General features: G+C 62.7%; 23 protein-coding genes. 10 read left to right on the forward strand and 13 right to left on the reverse strand.

The features are described from left to right. Positions 1–113: 113 nt before the first annotated feature. The 10 genes from FCU66_RS27675 to FCU66_RS27720 all read right to left on the reverse strand — a co-directional run bounded on the left by FCU66_RS27675 (position 114) and on the right by FCU66_RS27720 (position 10441). Entirely contained in the window at positions 114–1148 is a 1035-nt protein-coding gene (locus FCU66_RS27675) for an ABC transporter permease (RefSeq protein ID WP_136621529.1), read from the reverse strand. Next, positions 1145–2683 (reverse strand): sugar ABC transporter ATP-binding protein, encoded by a 1539-nt coding sequence (locus FCU66_RS27680; protein ID WP_136621528.1) that lies wholly within the window; start codon positions 2681–2683, stop codon positions 1145–1147. The genes FCU66_RS27675 and FCU66_RS27680 overlap by 4 nt, the downstream gene beginning before the upstream one ends. A gap of 105 nt (positions 2684–2788) precedes the next feature. Continuing rightward, on the reverse strand, positions 2789–3949 hold the full coding sequence (locus FCU66_RS27685; protein WP_136621527.1) for a fumarylacetoacetate hydrolase family protein: 1161 nt from the start codon (positions 3947–3949) through the stop codon (positions 2789–2791). Between the two features lie 119 nt (positions 3950–4068). Beyond that, entirely contained in the window at positions 4069–4938 is an 870-nt protein-coding gene (locus tag FCU66_RS27690; RefSeq protein WP_136621526.1) for an aldose 1-epimerase, read from the reverse strand. 16 nt (positions 4939–4954) lie between these two features. Further along, positions 4955–5710: an SDR family oxidoreductase gene (locus tag FCU66_RS27695; RefSeq protein ID WP_136621525.1), complete on the reverse strand. Its 756-nt coding sequence runs from the start codon at positions 5708–5710 to the stop codon at positions 4955–4957. A gap of 16 nt (positions 5711–5726) precedes the next feature. Beyond that, on the reverse strand, positions 5727–6458 hold the full coding sequence (locus tag FCU66_RS27700) for an ATP-binding cassette domain-containing protein (RefSeq protein ID WP_056581269.1): 732 nt from the start codon (positions 6456–6458) through the stop codon (positions 5727–5729). Positions 6459–6461: 3 nt separating this feature from the next. After that, positions 6462–7439, reverse strand: coding sequence for an ABC transporter permease (locus FCU66_RS27705; protein WP_136621524.1), 978 nt, complete (start codon positions 7437–7439; stop codon positions 6462–6464). A gap of 77 nt (positions 7440–7516) precedes the next feature. Further along, entirely contained in the window at positions 7517–8494 is a 978-nt protein-coding gene (locus FCU66_RS27710; protein ID WP_136621523.1) for a sugar ABC transporter substrate-binding protein, read from the reverse strand. Positions 8495–8519: 25 nt separating this feature from the next. Further along, positions 8520–9722 carry a mandelate racemase/muconate lactonizing enzyme family protein gene (locus FCU66_RS27715; protein ID WP_136621522.1) on the reverse strand — a complete coding sequence of 401 codons (1203 nt, stop codon included), beginning with the start codon at positions 9720–9722 and terminating at the stop codon, positions 8520–8522. After that, positions 9719–10441, reverse strand: coding sequence for a FadR/GntR family transcriptional regulator (locus FCU66_RS27720; RefSeq protein WP_136621521.1), 723 nt, complete (start codon positions 10439–10441; stop codon positions 9719–9721). The genes FCU66_RS27715 and FCU66_RS27720 overlap by 4 nt, the downstream gene beginning before the upstream one ends. Positions 10442–10541: 100 nt before the next feature. On the opposite strand from FCU66_RS27720, the gene FCU66_RS27725 reads away from it, so the two are divergent. The 8 genes from FCU66_RS27725 (at position 10542) to FCU66_RS27760 (ending at position 18140) form a co-directional block, all read left to right on the forward strand. Next, the gene (locus FCU66_RS27725) at positions 10542–11447 is read left to right on the forward strand and encodes an SMP-30/gluconolactonase/LRE family protein (protein WP_136621520.1); all 906 of its coding nucleotides are present in this window, start codon (positions 10542–10544) and stop codon (positions 11445–11447) included. Between the two features lie 143 nt (positions 11448–11590). Further along, entirely contained in the window at positions 11591–12874 is a 1284-nt protein-coding gene (locus tag FCU66_RS27730; protein WP_136621519.1) for an NAD(P)/FAD-dependent oxidoreductase, read from the forward strand. A gap of 105 nt (positions 12875–12979) precedes the next feature. Further along, complete coding sequence (locus tag FCU66_RS27735) at positions 12980–13864, forward strand: ABC transporter permease (RefSeq protein ID WP_136621518.1); 885 nt, start codon at positions 12980–12982, stop codon at positions 13862–13864. Further along, on the forward strand, positions 13861–14727 hold the full coding sequence (locus FCU66_RS27740) for an ABC transporter permease (RefSeq protein ID WP_136621517.1): 867 nt from the start codon (positions 13861–13863) through the stop codon (positions 14725–14727). Before FCU66_RS27735 ends, FCU66_RS27740 begins: the two co-directional genes overlap by 4 nt. Continuing rightward, complete coding sequence (locus FCU66_RS27745; RefSeq protein ID WP_136621516.1) at positions 14712–15776, forward strand: ABC transporter substrate-binding protein; 1065 nt, start codon at positions 14712–14714, stop codon at positions 15774–15776. The genes FCU66_RS27740 and FCU66_RS27745 overlap by 16 nt, the downstream gene beginning before the upstream one ends. A gap of 212 nt (positions 15777–15988) precedes the next feature. Further along, positions 15989–16597 carry a cupin domain-containing protein gene (locus tag FCU66_RS27750; RefSeq protein ID WP_136621515.1) on the forward strand — a complete coding sequence of 203 codons (609 nt, stop codon included), beginning with the start codon at positions 15989–15991 and terminating at the stop codon, positions 16595–16597. Further along, on the forward strand, positions 16587–17672 hold the full coding sequence (locus tag FCU66_RS27755) for an ABC transporter ATP-binding protein (RefSeq protein ID WP_136621514.1): 1086 nt from the start codon (positions 16587–16589) through the stop codon (positions 17670–17672). Before FCU66_RS27750 ends, FCU66_RS27755 begins: the two co-directional genes overlap by 11 nt. A 153-nt stretch (positions 17673–17825) precedes the next feature. Then, the gene (locus tag FCU66_RS27760) at positions 17826–18140 is read left to right on the forward strand and encodes a hypothetical protein (protein WP_136621513.1); all 315 of its coding nucleotides are present in this window, start codon (positions 17826–17828) and stop codon (positions 18138–18140) included. A 29-nt stretch (positions 18141–18169) separates the two neighbouring features. Here the strand turns inward: FCU66_RS27760 and FCU66_RS27765 are convergent, their stop codons facing one another. Beyond that, positions 18170–18874, reverse strand: a complete 705-nt coding sequence (locus FCU66_RS27765) for an SOS response-associated peptidase (RefSeq protein WP_136621512.1) — start codon at positions 18872–18874, stop codon at positions 18170–18172. 187 nt (positions 18875–19061) lie between these two features. Between FCU66_RS27765 and FCU66_RS27770 the strand changes: the two genes are divergently transcribed. Continuing rightward, positions 19062–19415: a nuclear transport factor 2 family protein gene (locus tag FCU66_RS27770; protein ID WP_136621511.1), complete on the forward strand. Its 354-nt coding sequence runs from the start codon at positions 19062–19064 to the stop codon at positions 19413–19415. 101 nt (positions 19416–19516) lie between these two features. Here FCU66_RS27770 and FCU66_RS27775 read toward each other — a convergent pair whose 3' ends face one another. Both FCU66_RS27775 and FCU66_RS27780 read right to left on the reverse strand, forming a co-directional pair. Continuing rightward, positions 19517–19996: an SRPBCC family protein gene (locus FCU66_RS27775; protein ID WP_136621510.1), complete on the reverse strand. Its 480-nt coding sequence runs from the start codon at positions 19994–19996 to the stop codon at positions 19517–19519. Continuing rightward, entirely contained in the window at positions 19993–20349 is a 357-nt protein-coding gene (locus FCU66_RS27780; RefSeq protein ID WP_136621509.1) for an ArsR/SmtB family transcription factor, read from the reverse strand. The genes FCU66_RS27775 and FCU66_RS27780 overlap by 4 nt, the downstream gene beginning before the upstream one ends. A gap of 158 nt (positions 20350–20507) precedes the next feature. Between FCU66_RS27780 and FCU66_RS27785 the strand changes: the two genes are divergently transcribed. Further along, complete coding sequence (locus FCU66_RS27785; protein WP_136621508.1) at positions 20508–20858, forward strand: ArsC family reductase; 351 nt, start codon at positions 20508–20510, stop codon at positions 20856–20858. Positions 20859–20896: the final 38 nt, after the last annotated feature.

Below are 20896 nucleotides of genomic sequence, written 5' to 3' on the forward strand. Positions count from 1 at the left end.
GGCAAGCCTCCATCTGCAGATGTAGTTGTCGTCTGACGAGGCGTCATCAACGCTCCCATCAGATTGCATCAATTCAGGTGATTTTCCGACTGTCGGATAATTGGTGTCGAGGCTCAGCCGAGCAGATTGTCTTCACCGTGTCCGGCGCGCCGGTTGCGCCACAGCCTGAACAGCCTGTCGACCGCCAGCGCGAGCACGGTCAGGGCGCCGGTCGCGAAGTTGCTCCATGCGGCATCGACGCCAATCAAGCTCATCGCGCTCAGGATCGCCTGGACGAGCAGGATGCCGATCGCCGCGCCAACGACGCTGCCATGGCCACCTGAAAGTGATGTGCCGCCGATGATGGCCGCCGCAATAGCAAGCAGCATGAAGCTGCTGCCATCGCCGGGGGCAATGGCGCCGTTGGCGCCGACATGGATCACGCCGGCCAGCCCCGCCATCGCACCCATCAGCACCAGCGTCAGCAGCCGCACCTTGGCCGTCGGAATGCCGGCATAGGCAGCGGCTTGTCGGTTGCTGCCGACGGCCTGCACCCGGTAGCCAAAGCGTGTGCGGTGGAGCACGACGTGCAGCGCCAAGGCCAGCGCAACGAAAACGATGCAGGCCGCCGGCACCACCGCGAAGGCCTTGCCGGACAGCGTCGTGGAGAAACCGCTGTCCGCGCCCGGCGGTGCTATCGTCTGTCCCTTGCCGGCCGCCAGCGACAGGCCTTGGATCATCCACCAGGTGCCGAGCGTCACCACCATGGCCGGCAGGCGCAGCGTGATTGCCAGCAGCCCGTTGATGAGGCCGAGGCCGGCGCCGAGCAGGATCCCGGCCAGGGCGGCAAGCCAGGGGTCGATGCCGGCAACCATCAAAAGGGCTGCGACAACGCCCGCGAGATGGAACACCGCGCCCGCCGAAAGGTCGATGTCGCGCATGGTGAGCACGAACACCATGCCGATCGCCAGCAGGCCGGGCAGGGCGGCTTGCCCCAGCAGTGACGACAGATTGGCTGGATCGAAGAAGGAGGGCTGGAGCCAGCCGAGCAGCCCGGCCAGGACGGCGAGCCCGACAGCGGCACCGGTCTCGGCCGGTAGCCGAATGTGGCGCCCCGGCCTACGGTTCGCCGATCCGGCTAAAGGCTGTGCGGTATCGGTTCTGGTCATACAATGCCCTCGCGACTGGTCTGTCGGCCTTCGCCCTCTGCCTCGCCCGCCGCAATCAGCTGCAGCAGCCGCCCGCCATCCATGTCGGCGCCGGCGATCTCGCCTGCGAGCCGGCCCTGGTGGAAGGCAAGGATGCGATCGCTCAAGCCGGTCAGTTCGGACAATTCCCTCGAATGCAGCAGCACGATGCAGCCGCTGGCCGCCATCTGCCGGATCAAGGCGTAGATTTCCTGCTTGCTGCCGATATCGATGCCGCGCGCCGGCTCATCGAGCAGCACCACTTGCGGGCCGATTTCCAGCCATTTGGCGATGATCACCTTCTGCTGGCCGCCGGCCGACAGCGAGCCCGCCGGCGTCTCCGGAGCGGACCTGATGCGCAGCGCCTCGATCTGCCGCGCGGCGCGGCCGAGCGCCATCACGGGTGAATACCAGCGCGACCCCCAGTCGCGTGCGCCGACGACGACGTTCGCCAGGTTGAAGGCGATGGACTTGTCTTGCATCAGCCCGTTGCCGCGCTCGTCTGAAATCATGCAGATGCCGCGCCGCGCCGCTTCCGTGCGGGTCTTCGGCAAGCCGTCCCCGTCCGGGAAGCGCACTCTGCCCGCGCGCGCCTTTTGCGCTCCGAACAAGAGGGCAAGCAAGTCCGACACGCCGGAGCCGGCAAGCCCGGCAAGCCCGACGATCTCGCCCGCGCGGGCCATGAAGCTGGCATCCGACAACCTGCCGCCGCCGAGCCTCGAAACCGCGAGCTGCGGCCGCAGCGTGCCGGCAAGCGTCGGCATGGCCCTGAGCGGCAGCGGGAACAGCGACTGGCGCAACTGGCCGATCATCGCTTCCTCCGACGTCGTCAGCTCCTGTCGCGCCTTTGACAGCACGTCGCGGCCGTTGCGGATGACCGTCAGCTGGTCGGCAATGGCCAGCGCATCCTCCAACCGGTTCGAGGCGTAGAGCATGCTCATGCCCTTGGCCTTCAGTCCCCGCAGCACCGCGAACAACCGATCTGTCTCTCGCCGGTCGAGCGCCGAATGGGAGTCGTCGAGGATGAGCAGTCTCGGGTTTTCCAGAAGCGCGCGGGCGATCGCGACGAGTTGCCGCTCACCCGGCCCGAGTTCGGCGAGCGGGGCGTGGACATCGACGGCGAGGCCAAGCTGGCGCAGCAGGTCGCGGCTGCGCGCCTCCATTTCGCGCCGCGAGATCAGCCCGTTGCGCAGCGGTTCGCGGTTGACGAACAGATTGGCGAGCACCGGGCGCTCGTGGAACAGTCCGGCCTGCTGCAAGACGACGCCGATGCCGAGCTTTCGCGCCGCATTGGGGCCGCTGATCGTTGCCTTCTTGCCGTCAAACTCGATGGTACCGCTGTCCGGCCGGACGATGCCCGCCAGCACCCTTATCAGCGTCGATTTGCCGGCGCCGCTTTCGCCAACCACCGCGTGGATCGAGCCGCGCTCGACCACAAGGTTCATGTCTTCGAGCACGACCGTGCCGCCAAAGCCTCTGGCAACATTGCGCACCAACAGTATCGGCGAATCGGACATACGGACGGCCCCCCGACCGCGCCGCGATCTTGGAGCGGATTGCGTCCTTAGTCACTCGGATTCAGCATAAAATTGTGTTGATGGCGATCCGGGGCGAAAGCCGGCTTAGATCAGGTCGGCTTTGGCCAGCTCCCGCATCAGATGGCTGGCGCCGTAGGTCCAGTGCGGGCAGTCGGGCGACAGCCGCACCCGGTTGACCAGCGCGCCGAATTTTTCCGACGAGATGGTGACGATGTCGCCGACCTTGTGCGTAAAACCCTTGCCCTTCTCGCCGCGATCCTTGGAAGGCACGAACATGGTGCCGAGATAGAGCGCCAGCCCGTCCGGATACTGGTGGTGCGGGCCCATGGCGGCGGCAACCAGTTCTTCCGGCGAGCGGCTGATCTCGGCCATCGAGCTTGCGCCCTCCAGCGAAAACCCGTCCTCGCCCTCGACCTTCAGGCGCACGACGGCCCGCTTCACGTCGTCGATCGAGAACGTGTCGTCGAACAGCCGGATGAAGGGACCGAGAGCGGCCGAGGCATTGTTGTCCTTCGCCTTGCCGAGCAGCAGCGCCGAACGCCCCTCGACGTCGCGCAGATTGACGTCATTGCCGATTGTGGCGCCGACGATCCTGCCGCTTGAGGCAGCGATCATGGCGATCTCGGGCTCCGGATTGTTCCAGGTCGACACCGGGTGCAGGCCGACATCGGCGCCGAAGCCGACCGAGGCCATCGGCTGGCATTTGGTGAAGATCTCGGCATCGGGGCCGATGCCGACTTCCAGATATTGCGACCAGGCGCCGCGCGCGATGAGCTTGGCCTTGATCTCCATCGCTTCGGGCGAACCGGGCTTCAGCTTCGACAGATCGTGGCCGATCAGTCCGGCAATGTCGGCGCGGATGGCGTCGGCTTTTTCAGCCGAACCGCGCGCCTGTTCCTCGATCACCCGTTCCAGCAGGCTGACGACGAAGGTGACGCCCGAGGCCTTGACCGCCTGCAGGTCGACCGGGGAGAGCAGGTACGGTTTTGCCGGATCGCGTTTGGTCTCGAAACTGTTGGCGGCGATGTCATCGAGCGATCCGATCGGTCTGCCCTTGGCCGATAGCACATGGCCGGCAGGATCCGGCATCTCGCAGATGTCACGCACAGTCGGTGCCGCACGCGACGTGATGTCGAAAACCGTGCCGTCGCGGACCGTGACCACCAGGGGATGGGGCGCGGCCGGTGATCGGGCGCGGCCGAGGAAGACACCATCGTCATCAGGCAGAAAGATCATGTTCGTCACTACTCTCTCGTCACAGGGCGGGATGTTTCAACATTGTGAAGTGCCATGGTCCCTTCTTCAAGTCGGACAGGCCATGTCCCTGCGCCGAAGAACGCCGCTTAGCAACTCCCGATTCGGCGCTACAGCGCATCCCAGCGTAGACGCAAATGCGCACTTGTCGATCTGCCCTGTTCCAGCGCGGTCAGACCGCTGCCGTGATGGGCGTCCACGACATGTGAAACCGGTTCGAAACAGAAGAAATCGGCATCTCGTGCTGGCGAATAGAGAACGAAGACGTTCAGCGTCGACGATGCTTCGACCGTGACAATGATGGCGTCATCCGGCTGGGCGATCGAGGCACGGCCGTCCCAGCCTTCGAACGCGTTGTTGACCCAGGTGTCGGGAAGGAGTGCGGCTTGCGAAAAATCCCAGTCGGGGCGGGAGGCGAGCGACACAACCGCCGTCGGCAGGTGACGTTCGTCCTCCAGCCAGACCCTTTTCGCCGATGCTTGGAGCGAGGTGTGCGGGCTGCGCGGAAACCACGGATGGAAGCCGAGTCCGTAGGGCAGGCACATGGCGGCCCGGTTCTCGACGGTCAGGACCGCGGCCAGCGCGCCATCCTCCAGCGCGTAACGGACGCTTGCATGGTAGCGATAGGGCCCGATTGCGCCGTTTTCCAAAACCAGCTCCATTTCAGTGCCGGTTCGTCGTGTCAGCCGCCACGGTCTTTGAAAGCCGTCGCCATGGAGCGGGAACGGCTCGCCTTCGACATTGGGTTCTATCGCATGGTAGCGCCCTTCGAACTCGAAGCCCCCGCCGGAAATACGGTTCGACCATGGAATCAGCAGTTGAGACCCGAACTTCAGCAGACCCGTCGATGGCTTGATAACAGGCGTGGGCGCCCGGCCGGGGCGTAGTGCGTCGTAGCGCAGGATGGCGGCGCCCTGGCGAGGGCTCACCACCAGGCTTGCGCGCCCGTCGGCAAGCTCGACCGCATCGCTGTTTGTCATTGGCGGAAAGCCACGGCTACCAGCCACCATCGACGCCGATGTTCTGGCCGCTGATCATGTCCGAGGCTGGGGAGACAAGGAAGAGCACGAGATCGGCGACGTGCTGCGGCTCGATGCGACGCTTCAAGCTCTGGTTGGTCAGGATCCAGTCGTTGTATTCCTGGAGCCGTTCTCCGAAAACGCGCGCCTCGGCCTCGGAAACGACTGCGCCCGGCGACACTGCGTTTACGGTAATGCCGTGCGGTCCCAATTCCCGCGCCAGAGACTTCGTGAGACCCAGCATGGCGCCCTTCGAGGCCACATAAGGCACGTAACCCTCCCAACGGCCGTTCAGCGTCACCGAACAGAAATTGACGATCCTCCCCTGGCCCTTCTTCTTCATGCCAGGAGCGCAGGCGCGCGCCAGCGCGAAGGCAGCCGAGGAATTCACGCGGATCTGGTCCTCATATTCGGCGAGTGAAAACTCTTCGAACGGACGGTTGATGATAAGCGCCGCGTTGTTGATCAAAATGTCGATCGCGCCTTCTTCGTCGGCGAGCGCCCTGACCACTGCTTCGGCTTCGGCCAACTGGTTCAAGTCGCAGCCGATATAGACGATCGCACCCTTGTTTGCTGACGCCAATTCAGCGGCGATCCCAGGTCCTTCGACAGTCTCAGGGCGGTCAAGCAAAAGCACGCGAGCGCCGGCGCGAGCAAGTGCGGCAGCCTGGGCACGGCCGAGCGAACCCAGACCGCCCGTTAGCAGCGCAACTTTGCCGGAAAGGTTCGTCATCACCATTCCCCGCTTCTCAGAGCACGTTGTGGACTTCGTCTATGGAGGTTTCCTCGATGCGCTTATCGAGCACGACCTCGCCGCGCGCCATCGCGACCACACGATCACAGCAGTCAAAAACGTGATGCATGTTGTGGCTGATGAAGACGCCGGTGACACCCTGCTCCTTCAAGCCACGAACAAAGCCGATCACCTTCTGCGTTTCCTTGACCGACAGATGGTTGGTCGGCTCGTCGAGAATCATCACCTTCGACTTGAAATGCATGGCGCGCGCTATGGCGACGCCCTGCCGCTGGCCCCCTGACAGTTCACCGACCAGTGCATCGGGCGAGCGCAGGTGCAGATCGACATTGGCGATCGCCTTGATGCTTTCGCTGCCCATCTTCTTCTGGTCGAGGATGCCTACGCCGAACACGGAAAACCGCGTCGGTTCCCGCCCGATAAACAGGTTCCTGGCAATCGACATGGTGGGAACCATGGAATTGTATTGGTAGATGGTCTCGATACCGAGGTTCATCGCATCGCGCGGCCTGGCGATCCGCACCGGCTTGCCGTCGACCAGGATTTCGCCCTCATCGGCTGTCTGGACGCCAGATAGAATGTTGATGAGCGTCGACTTGCCGGCACCATTGTCGCCAATCAGCCCGAGTGCCTCGCCCCGCTTGAAGTCGAGGCTCACGCCCTTCAGCGCATGGACGCCCGAGTACCATTTGTGAAGATTGCGGACGGAGATGATCGCGTCGTCCATATCTCAATTCTCCATCTTGATCGCCTTGGCACGCTTGCGCATCCAGGCATTGGCGACGACGGCGAAGATGGTCAGGAAGCCGATCGCGAATTTGAACCAGTTCGCGTCGACTTGCGAGAGCACAAGCCCGTTGTCGATAATGCGGATCAGGATCGTGCCGATGATACCGCCTGCGACCGTACCGATGCCGCCTGCCAGCGAAGCGCCGCCGATGACCGCCGAGGCGACTGCTTGGAGTTCCAGACCCTCGCCGATGGAAGGCAGAGGAGAGCCCAGTCTCAGCACCTGCAACATGCCGGCGAAACCGGACAGCATCGAGCAAAGCATGAAGCATGCGAGCTTCACCCTTGCGGTCGGAATGCCCATCGAGGCGGCGGCGGGATGGAAGCCGCCGGTGGCCTTTATCCAGTTGCCGAAATTGGTCCGGGAAAGCATCAGCGACGTCAGCACGGCAATTCCGGCAAACCACAGGAACGACATGCGGAACATGTGGCCGGGACCGACAAACGAGGTGAACAGCCAGTTCGGCAGATCAGCGGGAAGCAGGGGTGGAAACCCGCCCGAGACGACGATCGTCAGCGACCGCGCGATGAACAGCATGCCGAGCGTGGTGATGAAGCTCGGGATCTCGAACCGGATCGTCACATAGCCGTTGATGAAGCCGATGACCGCGCAAACGCCAAGGCCGGCCAGCAAAGCGAGCGGGAAAGGCACACCCTCGACCATGAGGACGGCCATGGACATCGGCATCAGCGCAAACACCGATCCAACCGACAGGTCGAACTCGCCGCTGATCATCAGGATCGTGACGCCGATGGCGACGAGGCCCGTTTCCGGCAGAATGCCGAGTATGCCACGAAGGTTGTCCTGGTTGAGGAACACGCCATCCGAGCGGATCTCGAAAATCACCACCAGAAGCACCAGCAGGATCAGTCCAGCCAGTTCCGGTTTTTCCAGATAGGTCTTGAAGAGGCGTTTCAAGGCAGGCTCCAGGAATTGAGGCGAGGGACCACCCGGCGGCGCGGGCACCGCCGGGTGAACACATGGCGCGTGTAGGCCTAGCGCAGACCTTGCGCGGAAAGCGCCATGATCGCATCGGCCTGGTCCGGGCGTACGATGCCCTGGCCCGTATCGATGTCGGAGGGCGCCAGACCCACCTTCTTGTTCAGGTAGGCTTCCATCACTGGCATGAAGCCTTGCATGTAGGGCTGCTGGTCCACCAGGGCCTGCACATAGCCCTTCTGCATTTGCTGCAGAACTTCCGGCACCAGATCGAAGCCGCCGAGGAGCACCTTGCCGGGCGCGACACCGCGATCCTGCAAGGACCGCGCAACGCCCGCGCACCAGAAGCCGGTGTCGAAATAGGCGGTGGTGTCGGGATGCGCGTTGAGATAGGCGCCGACACGATCGGACGTGATCGCAAGGTCCGTTCCGCTGTCGATCCGCTCCCATGAGACCTGGCGGTCGGGATGGGCCGCCTTGTACTCTTCCAGGAACTGCATCACGCCTGCGCCACGGCTTTCCGACCAGTTCTGGCCTGGTGCGGAAATGCCGACCAGAACCTTGATCGGCCCTTCTTTCGGGAAGCTCTCGGAAATCGCCTTGCCGAGCGAATAGCCCGCCGGCTTGAAACCTTGCCCTATGAAGGCCTGCCGGGCATTGCCCTTGGCGCCTTCGGTGTCATCGACATTGACGGCAATCACCAAGACGCCGGCGTCCCGCGCTTCCTTGATGACGTCGTCGAACGCCTTGTTGTCGACGATCGAGGTCAGCAAGGCATCCGGCTTGGCGGCAAGTGCCGCGCGCATGTTGGCGAGTTGCTGCTCGACCGAACCCTCGGTCTGGGTGAAGATCATGTTGCACTTGGCTTCGACCTTGCCGCAGGCATCGTCATAGCCCTTCTTCACCGCCTGCCAGAAGGTGTTCGAGGCCGACGAATGGTGCGTGAAGACGATGTTGAGCCCGTCGGCGCTGGCGATGGAAGGCCCGGCGAACAGTGTCGTGGCGAGCAAAAGCGTTGCAGTCAGTCGTTTCATTACTATTCCTCCCGTTGAGTGTTCTTCAGATGTCCGCCTTGTCGGAGACGCGGCGATGGACGGTGTAGGCCCGACCGAGGTCGGGATTGAGTTCCAGCCCGAGGCCCGGGCCGGGCGGCACGGTGATCATGCCGTCCTTGACTTCCGGTAGCGCGGTCACGAGGTCGCGATACCAGGTCCGGTAGAATGCCCTCACACTCTCCTGTACGAGTGCGTTGGGCGCGTTGAGAGACAAATGTGTGGACGCCGCCAGAACCACAGGCCCGGTGCAGTCGTGCGGGGCGACCGGCAGGTGCCAGGCCTCCGCCATCGCGGCGATCTTGCGTGCTTCCGAAAGTCCGCCGCACCAGGAAATGTCCAGCATCACGATGCCTGCAGCGCCGGTCTCCAGCAGATCCCGGAATGCCCAGCGACTGCCCAAGGTTTCTGACGCCGAGATCGGCGCCGGGCTCGCCGCCTCATAGCGCTTGAGATCGCCGAGGCTGTCCATGCGGATCGGATCCTCGTGCCAGTATGTGCCATAAGGTCCGAGCGCCTTTGCGATCTTGATCGCGGGCAGGAGCTGCCACATCGAATGGAACTCAACCATGATGTCGATCCTGTCGCCGACGGCCTTGCGGATCTTCTCGAAAGGCTGCAACGCGCCTTTGAGGTCGGCGGCGGTGATATCCTGCCCCCTGCTTTTCTCGGCGGCATGGTCGAAGGGCCAGATCTTCATGGCCGTGATACCGTCTTCAAGGAGCTCCGCCGCCAATTCGTCGGCGCGGTGCAGAAACCCGTTCAGATCGTCGTAGCCCTGCTTTGCGCCGAGACCATAGTTTGCGGTGGTCTGTCCCTTGCCGTCCTTGATGTATTCGGTGCCGGCGCAGGTGTTGTAGGTGCGGATGGACTGCCGTGAAAAGCCTCCAAGAAGCTGCGCTATCGGCTGGTTTGTCGCCTTGCCGAAAATGTCCCAGAGCGCGATGTCGAAGGCGGAATTGCCGCGAACCTCGACGCCGCTCGAGCGGAAACCGAGATAGCCAACCAGATCCGCGGAAAGCAGATCGATCTGCAGGGGATCGCGGCCGATCACGCGTGGCGCAACATATTCGTGCAGGTATTCCGCGACCGTGCGCGCCATGAAGAAGGTTTCGCCAAGGCCGGTGATGCCTTCGTCGGTATGCACCTCGACCCAGAGCAGATTGGGCCGCTCTTCGATGCGAATGGTCTCGATCGCGCGGATTTTCATGCGATCCCCGCATCGGTCAGCGCCTTGACGCTTTTGTCGAAATGCGCGGCCATGTGTTCGGCGGCAAGTTGCGGATTCCCCGCGATGATCGCCCGAGCAATATCTGCGTGACCCTCGATCATCTTGATCTGATCTTCCACCGAGGCGCGTGTACGCCAGCCGATCACCCAGGTGCGTCGCGTGACGCCGCTGAAGGCGGTGATGATCAACGAGAACACCGGGTTGTGAGAGGCCCGCGCGATCGCCTCATGGAATGCGATGTCGTGCTCCATGACGATCTCGGGCGCACGATAGTTCTCGCGCATCAGTCGCGCGTATTCTTGTATTTCAGCCGCCTCGGCATCGCTCCGCCGGAGTGCGGCGAGCGCCACCGTGCGCATTTCGATGGTGCGGCGAACATCATAAACCTGGTGGACGCTGATCTGCTCGGTGGTGACGCCGTGCTCGATCACCATCGACATGGCACCGATGTCGAGCTTGGCGACGCTGGCGCGCCGACCGGCGCTCATATCGATCAGGCGCATCGCCGACAGCGATCGAAACGCCTCCCGCACCACCGTCCGCGAGACGCTGAGCCTGCGGGTCATATCGGCTTCGCTGGGCAAGAGGTCGCCAGGGCCGAGTCCCTCGACGCGGATGTATTGGGTGATGGCCTGAATAGCGGCGCTGACCAGGCCGGGGTTGGTCTCCTCCGGCATCATGCTACGATTGGCCACCATTTGCCCTCAACCTGTATGACATGTTTTCTTGAAATGCCTATATCTTTGTGAAATGCTGTCTGTCAAGTGACGTCAACAAGCGCGACAAACGAGGCAACGCATGGATAGTGGAGAGATGCAGGCGGTTCTCGTGTTCGATGCCCGGGATGTCGTCGGGGAGAGCCTGATCTGGGACGAAAACAGGAAAACACTGATCTGGGTGGATATTATCGGGCGGCGTATCCACCAGCTCGATCCGGACACCCTCGATCACCAGAGCTGGCAAGCACCGGACCTCGCAACCTCGATCGGCCTGTGCAGGAACGGTGGCGCAATCGTCGGGCTGCGAAAGGATGTGGCGCTGTGGGATTTCGGGGAAACCTTCAGCACGATCGTGACGATCGAACCGGATAGTCCGGACACACGGTTGAATGAGGGCGTGGTCGCCCCAGACGGCTCATTCTGGGTCGGAACCATGGAAAACAATATCGGCCCGGATGACCTTCCGCGCGATATTTCGCGAGATGCGGGGCAGATCTATCGCGTCGACACGACCGGCATTGTGGAGGCGCTCAGCGCCGATCGTTTCGGTATCACCAACACCATGATCTGGACGGCGGATGATACTTTCATCACGGCGGATACGACGAAGAACCAGATGTTCCGCTATCGCTGGGATAGGGTGCAATCGCGAATAACCGACAGGCGCCTTTTCTTCTCGGGCTTTCCGCGCGGTCTGCCCGATGGGTCGTGCATGGATGCGGAGGGCTATGTCTGGAATTGCCGCGTTGCGGGCGGCGGCTGCCTGGTTCGGATTTCTCCCAGTGGAGTTCTCGACAAGGTCGTGGACCTGCCCTGCAGCTGGCCTACGAGTTGCGCTTTTGGCGGCGAGAATTTCGATACTCTCTTCGTCACGTCGGCGCGATTCACCATGAGCAGGGGACACTTGCAGGCAAATTCGCAAGAGGGCGGATTGTTTGCGGTGCGGACCGGCGTTCGGGGCACGCCGACCAACCGGTTCGGATGAGAAGTGCATTGTTTCATCCGATGCGACTCGCTGTGTCGGGAAACCGTTGGCGAGATCTGTGAGCCGCCGGATCAAAACCCACTTTCAAAATAGTGAAATCACATCTAGGATTTTCATTTTGCCAATGAATCCTAGGTGACCCCTTGCCCACACCATTCTCCGATCCGATCTGGCGCAAGCCGCAGGCGGCTTCCAGGTTTCAATCGCTTTTCCCCAGCGGCGAAAAGGCCGACGTCGTCATTGTCGGCGGCGGCATTATGGGCCTGTCGACGGCTTTGCATGCTGCCCGGCTTGGCATGTCGGTGCAGGTGCTGGAGGCTGGTGAGATCGGCCAGGGTGCATCGGGCCTGAATGGCGGCCAGGTCATTCCCGGCCTGAAATATGATCCGGAGTGGCTGCTGGAGCATTTTGGCCCGGAGCGCGGCGAGGCGCTTGTCAATTTTGCCGCCTCTACCGCCGACGCCGTGTTCGAACTGATCCGCGACGAAAAGCTGGCGGTGCCGTTCGTTCGCAATGGCTGGATCCAGGCGGCGCACACCGAGGTTGCGCTGAAGGCGGCGGCAAACCGTGACCGGCAATGGCGGGCGCGGGGCGCCGATGTCCAGCTTCTGAGCGCGGCGGAGATCGCAGCCAAGACCGGTGCACAGGGCTATCTCGGCGGCTGGCTCGACCGCCGCGCCGGTGTCATCGATCCGCTTGCCTATACGTCGGAACTCGCCCGTGTCGCGGCCGCGGCTGGAGTGAGGATAGCCGAGCGTCAAAAAGTCGTGCGGCTCACCCATGCCGCCGGCATTTGGCGAATTTCGACCGAAAACGGCCCGGAATTGCAGGCAAAGGCCGTCGTGCTGGCGACCAACGCCTATACGGACGGTCTGATCCCTGGTCTCGCGGAGACGATCGTGCCGCTGCATTCCTTTCAGATCGCCACAGCGCCGCTGTCGCCCAATCTGGCGGCCACGATCCTGCCGGAAGGGCAGGCGGTGTCGGACTCCAGGCGCATCCTCGTCTACTACCGCAAGAGCGCCGACGGCCGGCTGGTGCTTGGCGGACGGGGCCGCATGGCGCTGCCGGCGAGCGCCAGCGACTGGAAGCATCTCGAGCGTGCGCTGGTACGGCTCTATCCCTTGCTGTCCGGTGTCGCCATCGAGAAGCGCTGGTTTGGCCGGGTGGCGATGACGCCGGACCATCTGCCACACATCCACGAGCCCGAACAAGGCCTGCTGGCCGTGGTCGGTTGCCAGGGCCGCGGCGTTGGCCTGATGACCGCGCTTGGCGAGCGCATCGCCGGCTATCTCCAAAGTGGCGACGCCAGGCAATTGCCCTTCCCGGTCTCGCCGATCCGGCCGATCCCGTTTCACGCCTTCCGCCAGGTCGGCGTCGCCGCGACCATCGCCTGGTATCGCCTGCTCGATGCGCTGGAGCGCTGACCAGGGCGCTTCCCGTCAATGGGATTCGGTTTGGGGAATTCTGCTTGACAGTTTCATGAATATGAAAAATTCTAGGCTAATTTCAAAATTTCGATGGACAGGTCGATGTCGACCATAGTTGCAACACCAGCGCCAGAGGCCCGGTCTTCTTCGGGCTTCCGGTTTGCCATGCTGCTGCCGGGCGCGCTGGTCACCTTGCTGCTGATCCTGTTTGCCCTCGGCCTTGTGCTTTTCCTCGCCTTCCGCACCAATGACGGTTCGCTGCTCGGTGCCAGTTTCAGCCTGGCGAACTTCGTCACGGTGGTGTCCGATCCGCTGTACTGGACGGTGACGCTGCGCTCGCTGGTCATTGCCGCTCTGGTCACGCTGGCGACCGTCGTTACTGCCTATCCCGTCGCCTACTACCTTGCCTTCCACGCCGGCCGGCGGCGCGGCCTGCTGCTGTTCCTGGTGACGCTGCCGTTCTGGACCAGCTATCTCCTGCGCGTCTTCGCCTGGAAGATCGTGCTCGCCTATAACGGCGTGCTGAACTCGGCGCTGATTGAAAGCGGCATCTGGTCCGAGCCGACATTGGCCTTTCTCAACACGCCGGCCGCCGTCGTTGTCACGCTGGCGCACGCCTATGCGCCGTTCGCCATCCTGCCGATCTATGTGGCGCTGGACACGATCCCGAAATCGCTGACCGAGGCCGCTTCCGATCTCGGCGCGCGTCCATTCACCTCTTTCCGCCGTGTCGTGCTGCCCAATTCGATGCCGGGCGTGCTGGCGGCCGCGCTCGTGGTCTTCGTGCCGACGGTCGGCGATTATGTCACGCCGGCTCTCGTCGGCGGCCCGGCCAGCACCATGATTGGCACACTGATCCAGGCGCAGTTCGGCAAGGCCAATGACTGGCCGTTTGGCGCCGCACTCTCCGTCGCCGTCATGCTGGTCATCCTGTGCGTGGTGTTGGTCGCGCGCTTCGCCGACAGCAGATTTGGCAGCCGCACATGAGCGAGGGGCGGCACACACAGCGAGGCGGCGGCTGGCTTGGCGCCTACGTCATTGCCTATCTGGTCTTTCTCTATCTGCCAGTCCTGCTGATCCCGCTGTTTTCCTTCAACAACTCGATCCAGGCAGCGTTTCCGCTGCAAGGCTTTACCTTGCAATGGTACGCGACTTTGTTCGGCAATTCGGCGCTGACCAGTGCGCTCTTGAACAGCCTCATCATCGGTGTCATTGCCGCCACTGGCGCAACGCTCTGCGGCATCACCGTGTCCTACATGGACCTCTATGGCCGCTCGCCGCTGGCCGCCACCATCAGCGCCATCGCCCGGCTGCCGATCCTGATCCCCGGTGTCATCGTCGGTATATCGCTGCTGATCCTCGTCAACCTCATCGGTCTGGGGCCATCGCGCATCGCCATCGTTCTCGGCCACATATTGGTGGCGCTGCCGACGACCGTGGTGATCATGCGCAGCCGCTTCGCCGCCATCCCCAAAACCATTCGCGAGGCGGCCCTCGATCTCGGTGCCTCCGACTGGACGACCTTCCGGCGGGTCATGCTGCCGCTCAGCCTGCCGGCCATCGTCTCGGCCTTCATGCTGGCCTTCCTGATCTCCTTCGACGAATTCATCGTCGTCTTCTTCCTGGCCGGCACCGAGCCGACGCTGCCGCTCTACATCTGGAGCCAGCTGCGTTTTCCAAGGTCGCTGCCGACGGTCATGGCGCTGGGCACGACGATCCTGGCGGTGTCCTTTGTCATCGCTGCAGCAGCCGAAATCCTGCGCCATCGCGGCCTGTCCGCAACGGCGCCCGCCGATCCATCACAACCAAAACAAACCAAGAGAGGAGAACTACAATGGCATTCGACCTGAGATCTGGAAAGACGGTCCGGGCCGGCCTGGCCGCCCTGGCATTGGCGCTGTCGTCGACCATCGCTTTCGCCGGCGACAAGCTGCAATATTTCACCTGGTCGGGCTATGAACTGCCCGATTTCAACAAGAGCTTCCTGGCCGCGCATCCCGATGGCGTCGAGGCCTCCATCTTCGGTGACGACGACGATGCCTTCACCAAGGTCAAGGCCGGCTTCCGTCCCGACATTGCGCATCCCTGCTATGACAAGGTGGCGCGCTGGAACAAGGAAGGCCTGCTGCAGCCGATCGACACCAAGCGCATCAAGAACTGGGACTCGATCTTCCCGGTGTTCAAGAACCTGCCCGACCTGCAGGCCGGCGACGGCAAGGTCTGGATGGTGCCGTGGGACTGGGGCAACACCTCGATCCTCTACCGCACCGATCTGGTGAAGAACCCGGAGGCGAGCTGGAACCTTTTGTGGGACAAGCAGTATGCCGGCCGTATGGCGACGATCGACGCCGTGCACGACACGCCTGTGGTGGCGGCGCTGCTCGCCGGCGTCAATCCGTTCGACATGACGCCCGCCGAGATGGACAAGGTGGCCGAGAAGCTGCGCGAGCAGCGGCCGCTGCTCTCCAACTACACCACCGACATGACCTCGGTGGAACAGGCGCTGGCCAGCGGCCAATTGGTCGCCGCCATGACCTGGAACGCGTCCGCCACCTCGCTGAAGAAGCAGGGCGTGCCGGTCGAATTCATGAAGCCGAAGGAAGGCATGCTGACCTGGTCCTGCGGCTTCGTCATGCTCAAGGACGCCAAGAATGTCGATCTCGCCTATGACTTCATCAACAGCCGGCTGGACGCCGACTCGGGCAAATATCTGATCGAGGCCTATGGCTATGGCAGTTCGCTGAGCTCCGCCTTTGCCACCGTGCCGAAGGAGGAGCTGGAGAAATTGCAGCTGCCGTCCGATCCGGAGGTGATGCTGAAGACCACCATCTTCACCGGACCGATGAAACAGAATGACGACCTCGCCAAGATGTTCGAAAAGGTCAAGGCAGGCGGGTGAGTTGAGGCCTGCCTTCTCCCCTTGTGGGAGAAGGTGGATCGGCGCGCAGCGCCGAGACGGATGAGGGGTGCGTGGCGGATCACCGTCGGTGCCAAGCTGGAGCACCCCTCATCCGTCGCCTGCGGCGACACCTTCTCCCACAAGGGGAGAAGGGGGAGCTTATCGACGCTTCGCCGCGCTCCGATGGATAGACTGCAAACGAGGACGAATGCATGGACATGCTGGACGAAGCGGCTGAGAAGCCGAAGGACGATGCCGATGTGCGGGTCGGCCGGCGCGTGCGGGCGCTGCGGCTGGAGCGCAACCTGTCGCTGGCCGATCTTGCGGCAAAAGCCGGGGTGTCGATCGGCGCGCTGAGCCAGATCGAACGCGGCATGTCCTCGCTGCGCGTCAAGGTGATCTGGCCGCTCGCCGCCGCCCTCGACATCGAGCCGTCGGCGCTGATCGCCGACGGCAACGATGCCGTCAACGATCTCTATTGCGTGCGCGCCAACAGCCGACGTGCCATCCCGGTGAAATCGGAAGGCATTGCCAAGGCGCTGCTGTCGCCGCCGGGTGCGACGCTGACCGGCATGTTGGTGACGGTGGAAGCCCGCGGCGGCACGGCCGAGGCCTATGCGCATGCCGGCCATGAATTCGGCTTCGTGCTGGCCGGCGAGGTCGAACTGGTGGTGGATTCGACAAATTACGTGCTGAAGGCCGGCGACAGTTTTGCGTTCAAGAGCACGCTTTTGCATGCCTTCCGCAATCCGGGCGCCGAGCGCTGCCAGATCCTCTGGGTCAACACCACGAAGCCGTCCGAGGTTCGCGATGGCGCCTGATCCCCTTGTGCGGCTGCAGGCGGTCTCGAAGATTTTTCCCGGCGGCATCGTCGGGCTCGACGCCGTCGATCTCGACATTATCAGCGGCGAGTTCATCACGCTGCTCGGCCCGTCGGGTTGCGGCAAGACCACCAGCCTGCGCGTCATCGCCGGCTTCGAAAGCCCATCGGGCGGCAAGGTGCTGCTCGACGGCCGCGACATCACCGCCCTTCGGCCCTTCGACCGGCCGGTCAACACCGTGTTCCAGGACTACGCGCTGTTTCCGCACATGAATGTCGCCGAAAATGTCGGCTTCGGCCTCTCGCTGCGCAAGCTTTCTGGAGCCGAGCAGGCAAAACGCACCGGCGAAGCCCTCGACATGGTCGGTCTCGCCGACAAGCTTGGCGCCCGCGTCTCCGAGCTGTCGGGCGGCCAGCGCCAGCGCGTCGCACTGGCGCGTGCCATCGTCTGCGAGCCACGCGTGCTCCTGCTCGACGAGCCACTGTCGGCGCTCGATGCGCATCTGCGCGAGCAGATGCAGGTTGAACTGAAGCGGCTGCAGTCGCGGCTCGGCACCACCTTCGTCATGGTCACCCATGACCAGACCGAAGCCTTGTCGATCTCCGACCGCATCGTCGTCATGAACAAGGGCCACATCGAGCAGATCGCGCCGCCGGCAACCCTCTATGACCGGCCCGCCACGAAGTTTGTAGCGAGCTTCATCGGCACCATGAATCTCCTGCAATCACGGTTTGTCGGCCGCGATGGCGATCGCCTGCGTTTCACTGCCGGCACCCTGCCGCTGGAGGCCATCGCTGAAACCGGCCAGTCACCCGGCGAAGGCGAGATGCGGACCATCGGCGTGCGCCCGGAGGATCTGCTGGCGGCCACCGAAGCCGCGCCCGGCACCGCGCAGGCGCGTGTCAACAGCATCGTCTTTCACGGCCGCACGCTGCGCCTGCACGCCGAACTCGGGGAGGGCGCACCTGTTGTCATCGACGCGCCGCGCCAGGCCGAGGGTTTTCAATTCAGCGCCGGCGACATGGCGCATATCAGCCTGCGCCGTGGCGCCAACTGCCCTGTGCTGCCAAGCTAGTCTCAACGACATTCGCAAGGCGGCAGCACGACTGCGCGCGGGGCAGGTCCCGATCAATTGTCCTGAGTGGTACTCCTTCCAGCCGGCTGTGAACAAAGATCGTGGAACTAAGTAGGAATTGACTCAGCAAGGAATACATTCCTAGTTTGGCCGATGCCGGAACTGAGCAGCCGACCGCGCCGAAATGTGCAGACCCTGTGCCTCGCGCACGAGGTCGGGCAGCTCATTCGTGTTCGATGCCGGCACTGCAACATCACGCGGCACTATCTGCCCGGCGACCTTGCAAAGCTTGTCGGTGACATTCCATTTTGGGATGTCGAACGGCATATGCGCTGTGAGCGCTGCACGCTTCGCGAGCTTGACGCCGACATAATTTTGCCGAGCGCTGCCGAGCGCTTGAAAATTCGAGTCAGACGCCTTGTCGAAATCCGCATGGTTCGCCGGGTGATCTGGCGAGACGAGGATTGAGGAAGCTGCTGACAAGCTGATCCTGCATCCTAGAACAGAGACCCTTGGGCCGGAGCCTGCTGCGGAAACTTGATTTGTGTGGCTGGCTTCTCGACGATGACCAACACGTCGTCTGGCGCAGTCCGCTGCAAATGCCGTGCTTCTGCCCACGGTGCTGTCAGCCAAGCCTCGGTCTCTTCCGGCGTGGGCAGGATCACCGGCATAGCCTTCTCATGGATCGGCGCGATGAGGGCGTTGGGCTTGGTTGTCATGAAGGCAAATAGTTCGAAGTCACCAGGTCCGTCCTTGACCTTTCGCACACCCTGCCAACGGGTCCAGAAACCGGCGAAAAAGAACAGCGGCCGGCTTTCGTCTCGGGCAAACCAGTAATTGCGCTGGATGCCTGTTTCCGGGTCTTTGTCGCTCGTTGCAGGACTGGGTTCGGCAAAACTGGTCACCGGCACGACGCATCTATGCTCTACCCCGACTAACTGTTGCCAGTGCGAATATTGTGGATTGCGAACGTTGGTCGTGCCGTAGTCGGCCTTGCCTTTCATGCGCTCTGGTGGCGTCGGCAACCCCCAAAGCAGTTTCGCGAGTTCGCGCTTCCCGTCTGCCGTATTGCGAACGACCGGGCCGGCCTGATTTGGGTAGATGTCGACCGAAGGTTCAAGGTTGCCGCTGATATCGCGAAGTGTGCGCGTCCATTGACGGACCGCCTCTTGCGTCGTGGTGATGTTGTAGAGGTTGCACATGCACCTAGCATTGCGGAATTGCATTGTGTCTGCAACCGATGTCGGTGTCGGCGCTCCCGTAAATCGTGGTCACACAGCCGCGCTGCATCGACAGTCCTGACACACCTTGTCAGCTGTCGTGCGGGCAAAGGTGGCAGGCCAGCGAGCTATCCCCTACTTGCAACGTGTCTGAACAGGAGGAACACAAATGACCATCGCGGATATTGCCAAGGATTTCACCGAACTGCTCCAGCAGGGTGATCATGTCGGTGCGGCCGAGAAGTACAATGCCGATGATATCGTCAGCCTCGAAGCCATGGAGGGGCCGATGGCCATCGCCCGTGGCAAGGAGGCCCTCAGGCAGAAGGGCCAGTGGTGGCAGGAGAACAACGAAGTGCATGGCGGCTCGGTCGAGGGCCCCTATGTCAACGGCGACCAGTTCGCGGTGCGCTTCAAGTTTGACATAACACCCAAGGCTACCGGCGAGCGTGTCACCATGGATGAAGTTGGCCTCTACACGGTCAAGAACGGCAAGATCACCGAAGAGCGCTTCTACTATTGAGGCCGGGAATGCCACCGGCTTCGGGGAGCTTGCTCTCTTCGCTGCCGGGTTGAAAACAAGCATGGCGGCCAGGACGACGTCCTGGCCGCCATGTGAGAAGATCAGATCGTCTTCACATACTGCGCAAGCTGATCGGCCACCGTGCCCCAGCCGTCGAAGAAACCCATCTCTTCGTGGTTGTTGCGGGTCGCCTCGTCGCGGTGGATGGCGGTGGCGGTGTAGCGCGTGCCCCGGCCGTCTGGCTGGAGGGAAATGACCGCGGTGATGAACGGCTCGCCTGACGGCCGGTAGCCTGGCAGCAGCGCGTCCGTCCACACCAGCCGCTCATTCGGCACGATTTCGAGATAGCAGCATTGGCGGTCGTTGACCTCCTTGCCGTCTGGCGACTGCATGCGCGTCCGGAACAGCCCGCCCGGCCTGAGGTCGATCTCGCAGTCGGTGATCATCCACGGCTTCGGCGTGAACCATTGCTTGACATGCTCCGGCGTCGTCAAGGCGCGCCACAGCAATTCGCGCGGCGCATCGATGACGCGCTCCAGCACGAGGTCCAGTCTGGGATCCGGCTTGAGGGGATAGCTCATTTTTCCTGCTCCTTGAGGGTCATCACATAGGCGTCGAACTGGTCGAGGCGGCGCTCCCACAGCGCGCGTTGTTCGGCCAGCCAGTTTTCGGCGAGCTTCAATGGCTCGGGCGCCAGTTGATAGGTCCTGACCCGGCCGGTCTTTTGCGAGCGCACCAGTCCGCAGATCTCAAGCACCTTGAGATGTTCGATGAAGGATGGCAGCGCCATCTCGAAAGGCTCTGCGAGTTCGCTGACCGAGGCTGGACTGCGGTTCAGTCGTTCCACAACGCGTCGCCGTGTCGGGTCGGCAAGCGCGCGGAAGATGCCGTCGATCGGTGGAGGGCTGGAAGTTGCGGTCTGAAGGCTTGTCATGGTCGGTCCCGAGGCGCTGCAAAAGGGGCTCGACAGATACTTAGGAAAAATCCTTAGTGTTGGCAAGGGCAAAAACAAAGGCACGCCGCAGAGCGCTGGCAAAGCGCGCAGAGCGTCCTTAATCTGCGATCAGATTCGAAATCCGAAGGGCCACTGTTTTGACGATCACCATCTACGGCATCACCACCTGCGACACAGTCAAGAAGGCCCGAGTCTGGCTGGAGGGCCATGACGTTGCCTACCGGTTTCACGATTTCAGGGCAGATGGACTGGACGCCAAGCGGCTCGATGGCTGGGCCGGCAAGGTCGGCTGGGAAAAACTGCTCAACAAGGCGAGCACGACGTTCCGCGAACTGACGGACAAGGACAAGCAGGGCCTCGACGAAAGGAAGGCCAAGGCGCTGATGCTGGCCAAACCGACCATGATCAAGCGACCGGTGCTGGAACTGGGCGACCGCGTCCTCGTCGGCTTCAAGCCGGATGTTTATGAGCAGGCGGTTGGGAAGTAGAGCGACACTCGCCCCGCCGCGCTCTACGGCGCCCCCCT

The sequence above is a fragment of the Mesorhizobium norvegicum genome (genome assembly GCF_004919685.1).
In the GTDB taxonomy this organism is placed as follows: Bacteria; Pseudomonadota; Alphaproteobacteria; order Rhizobiales; family Rhizobiaceae; genus Mesorhizobium; species Mesorhizobium norvegicum.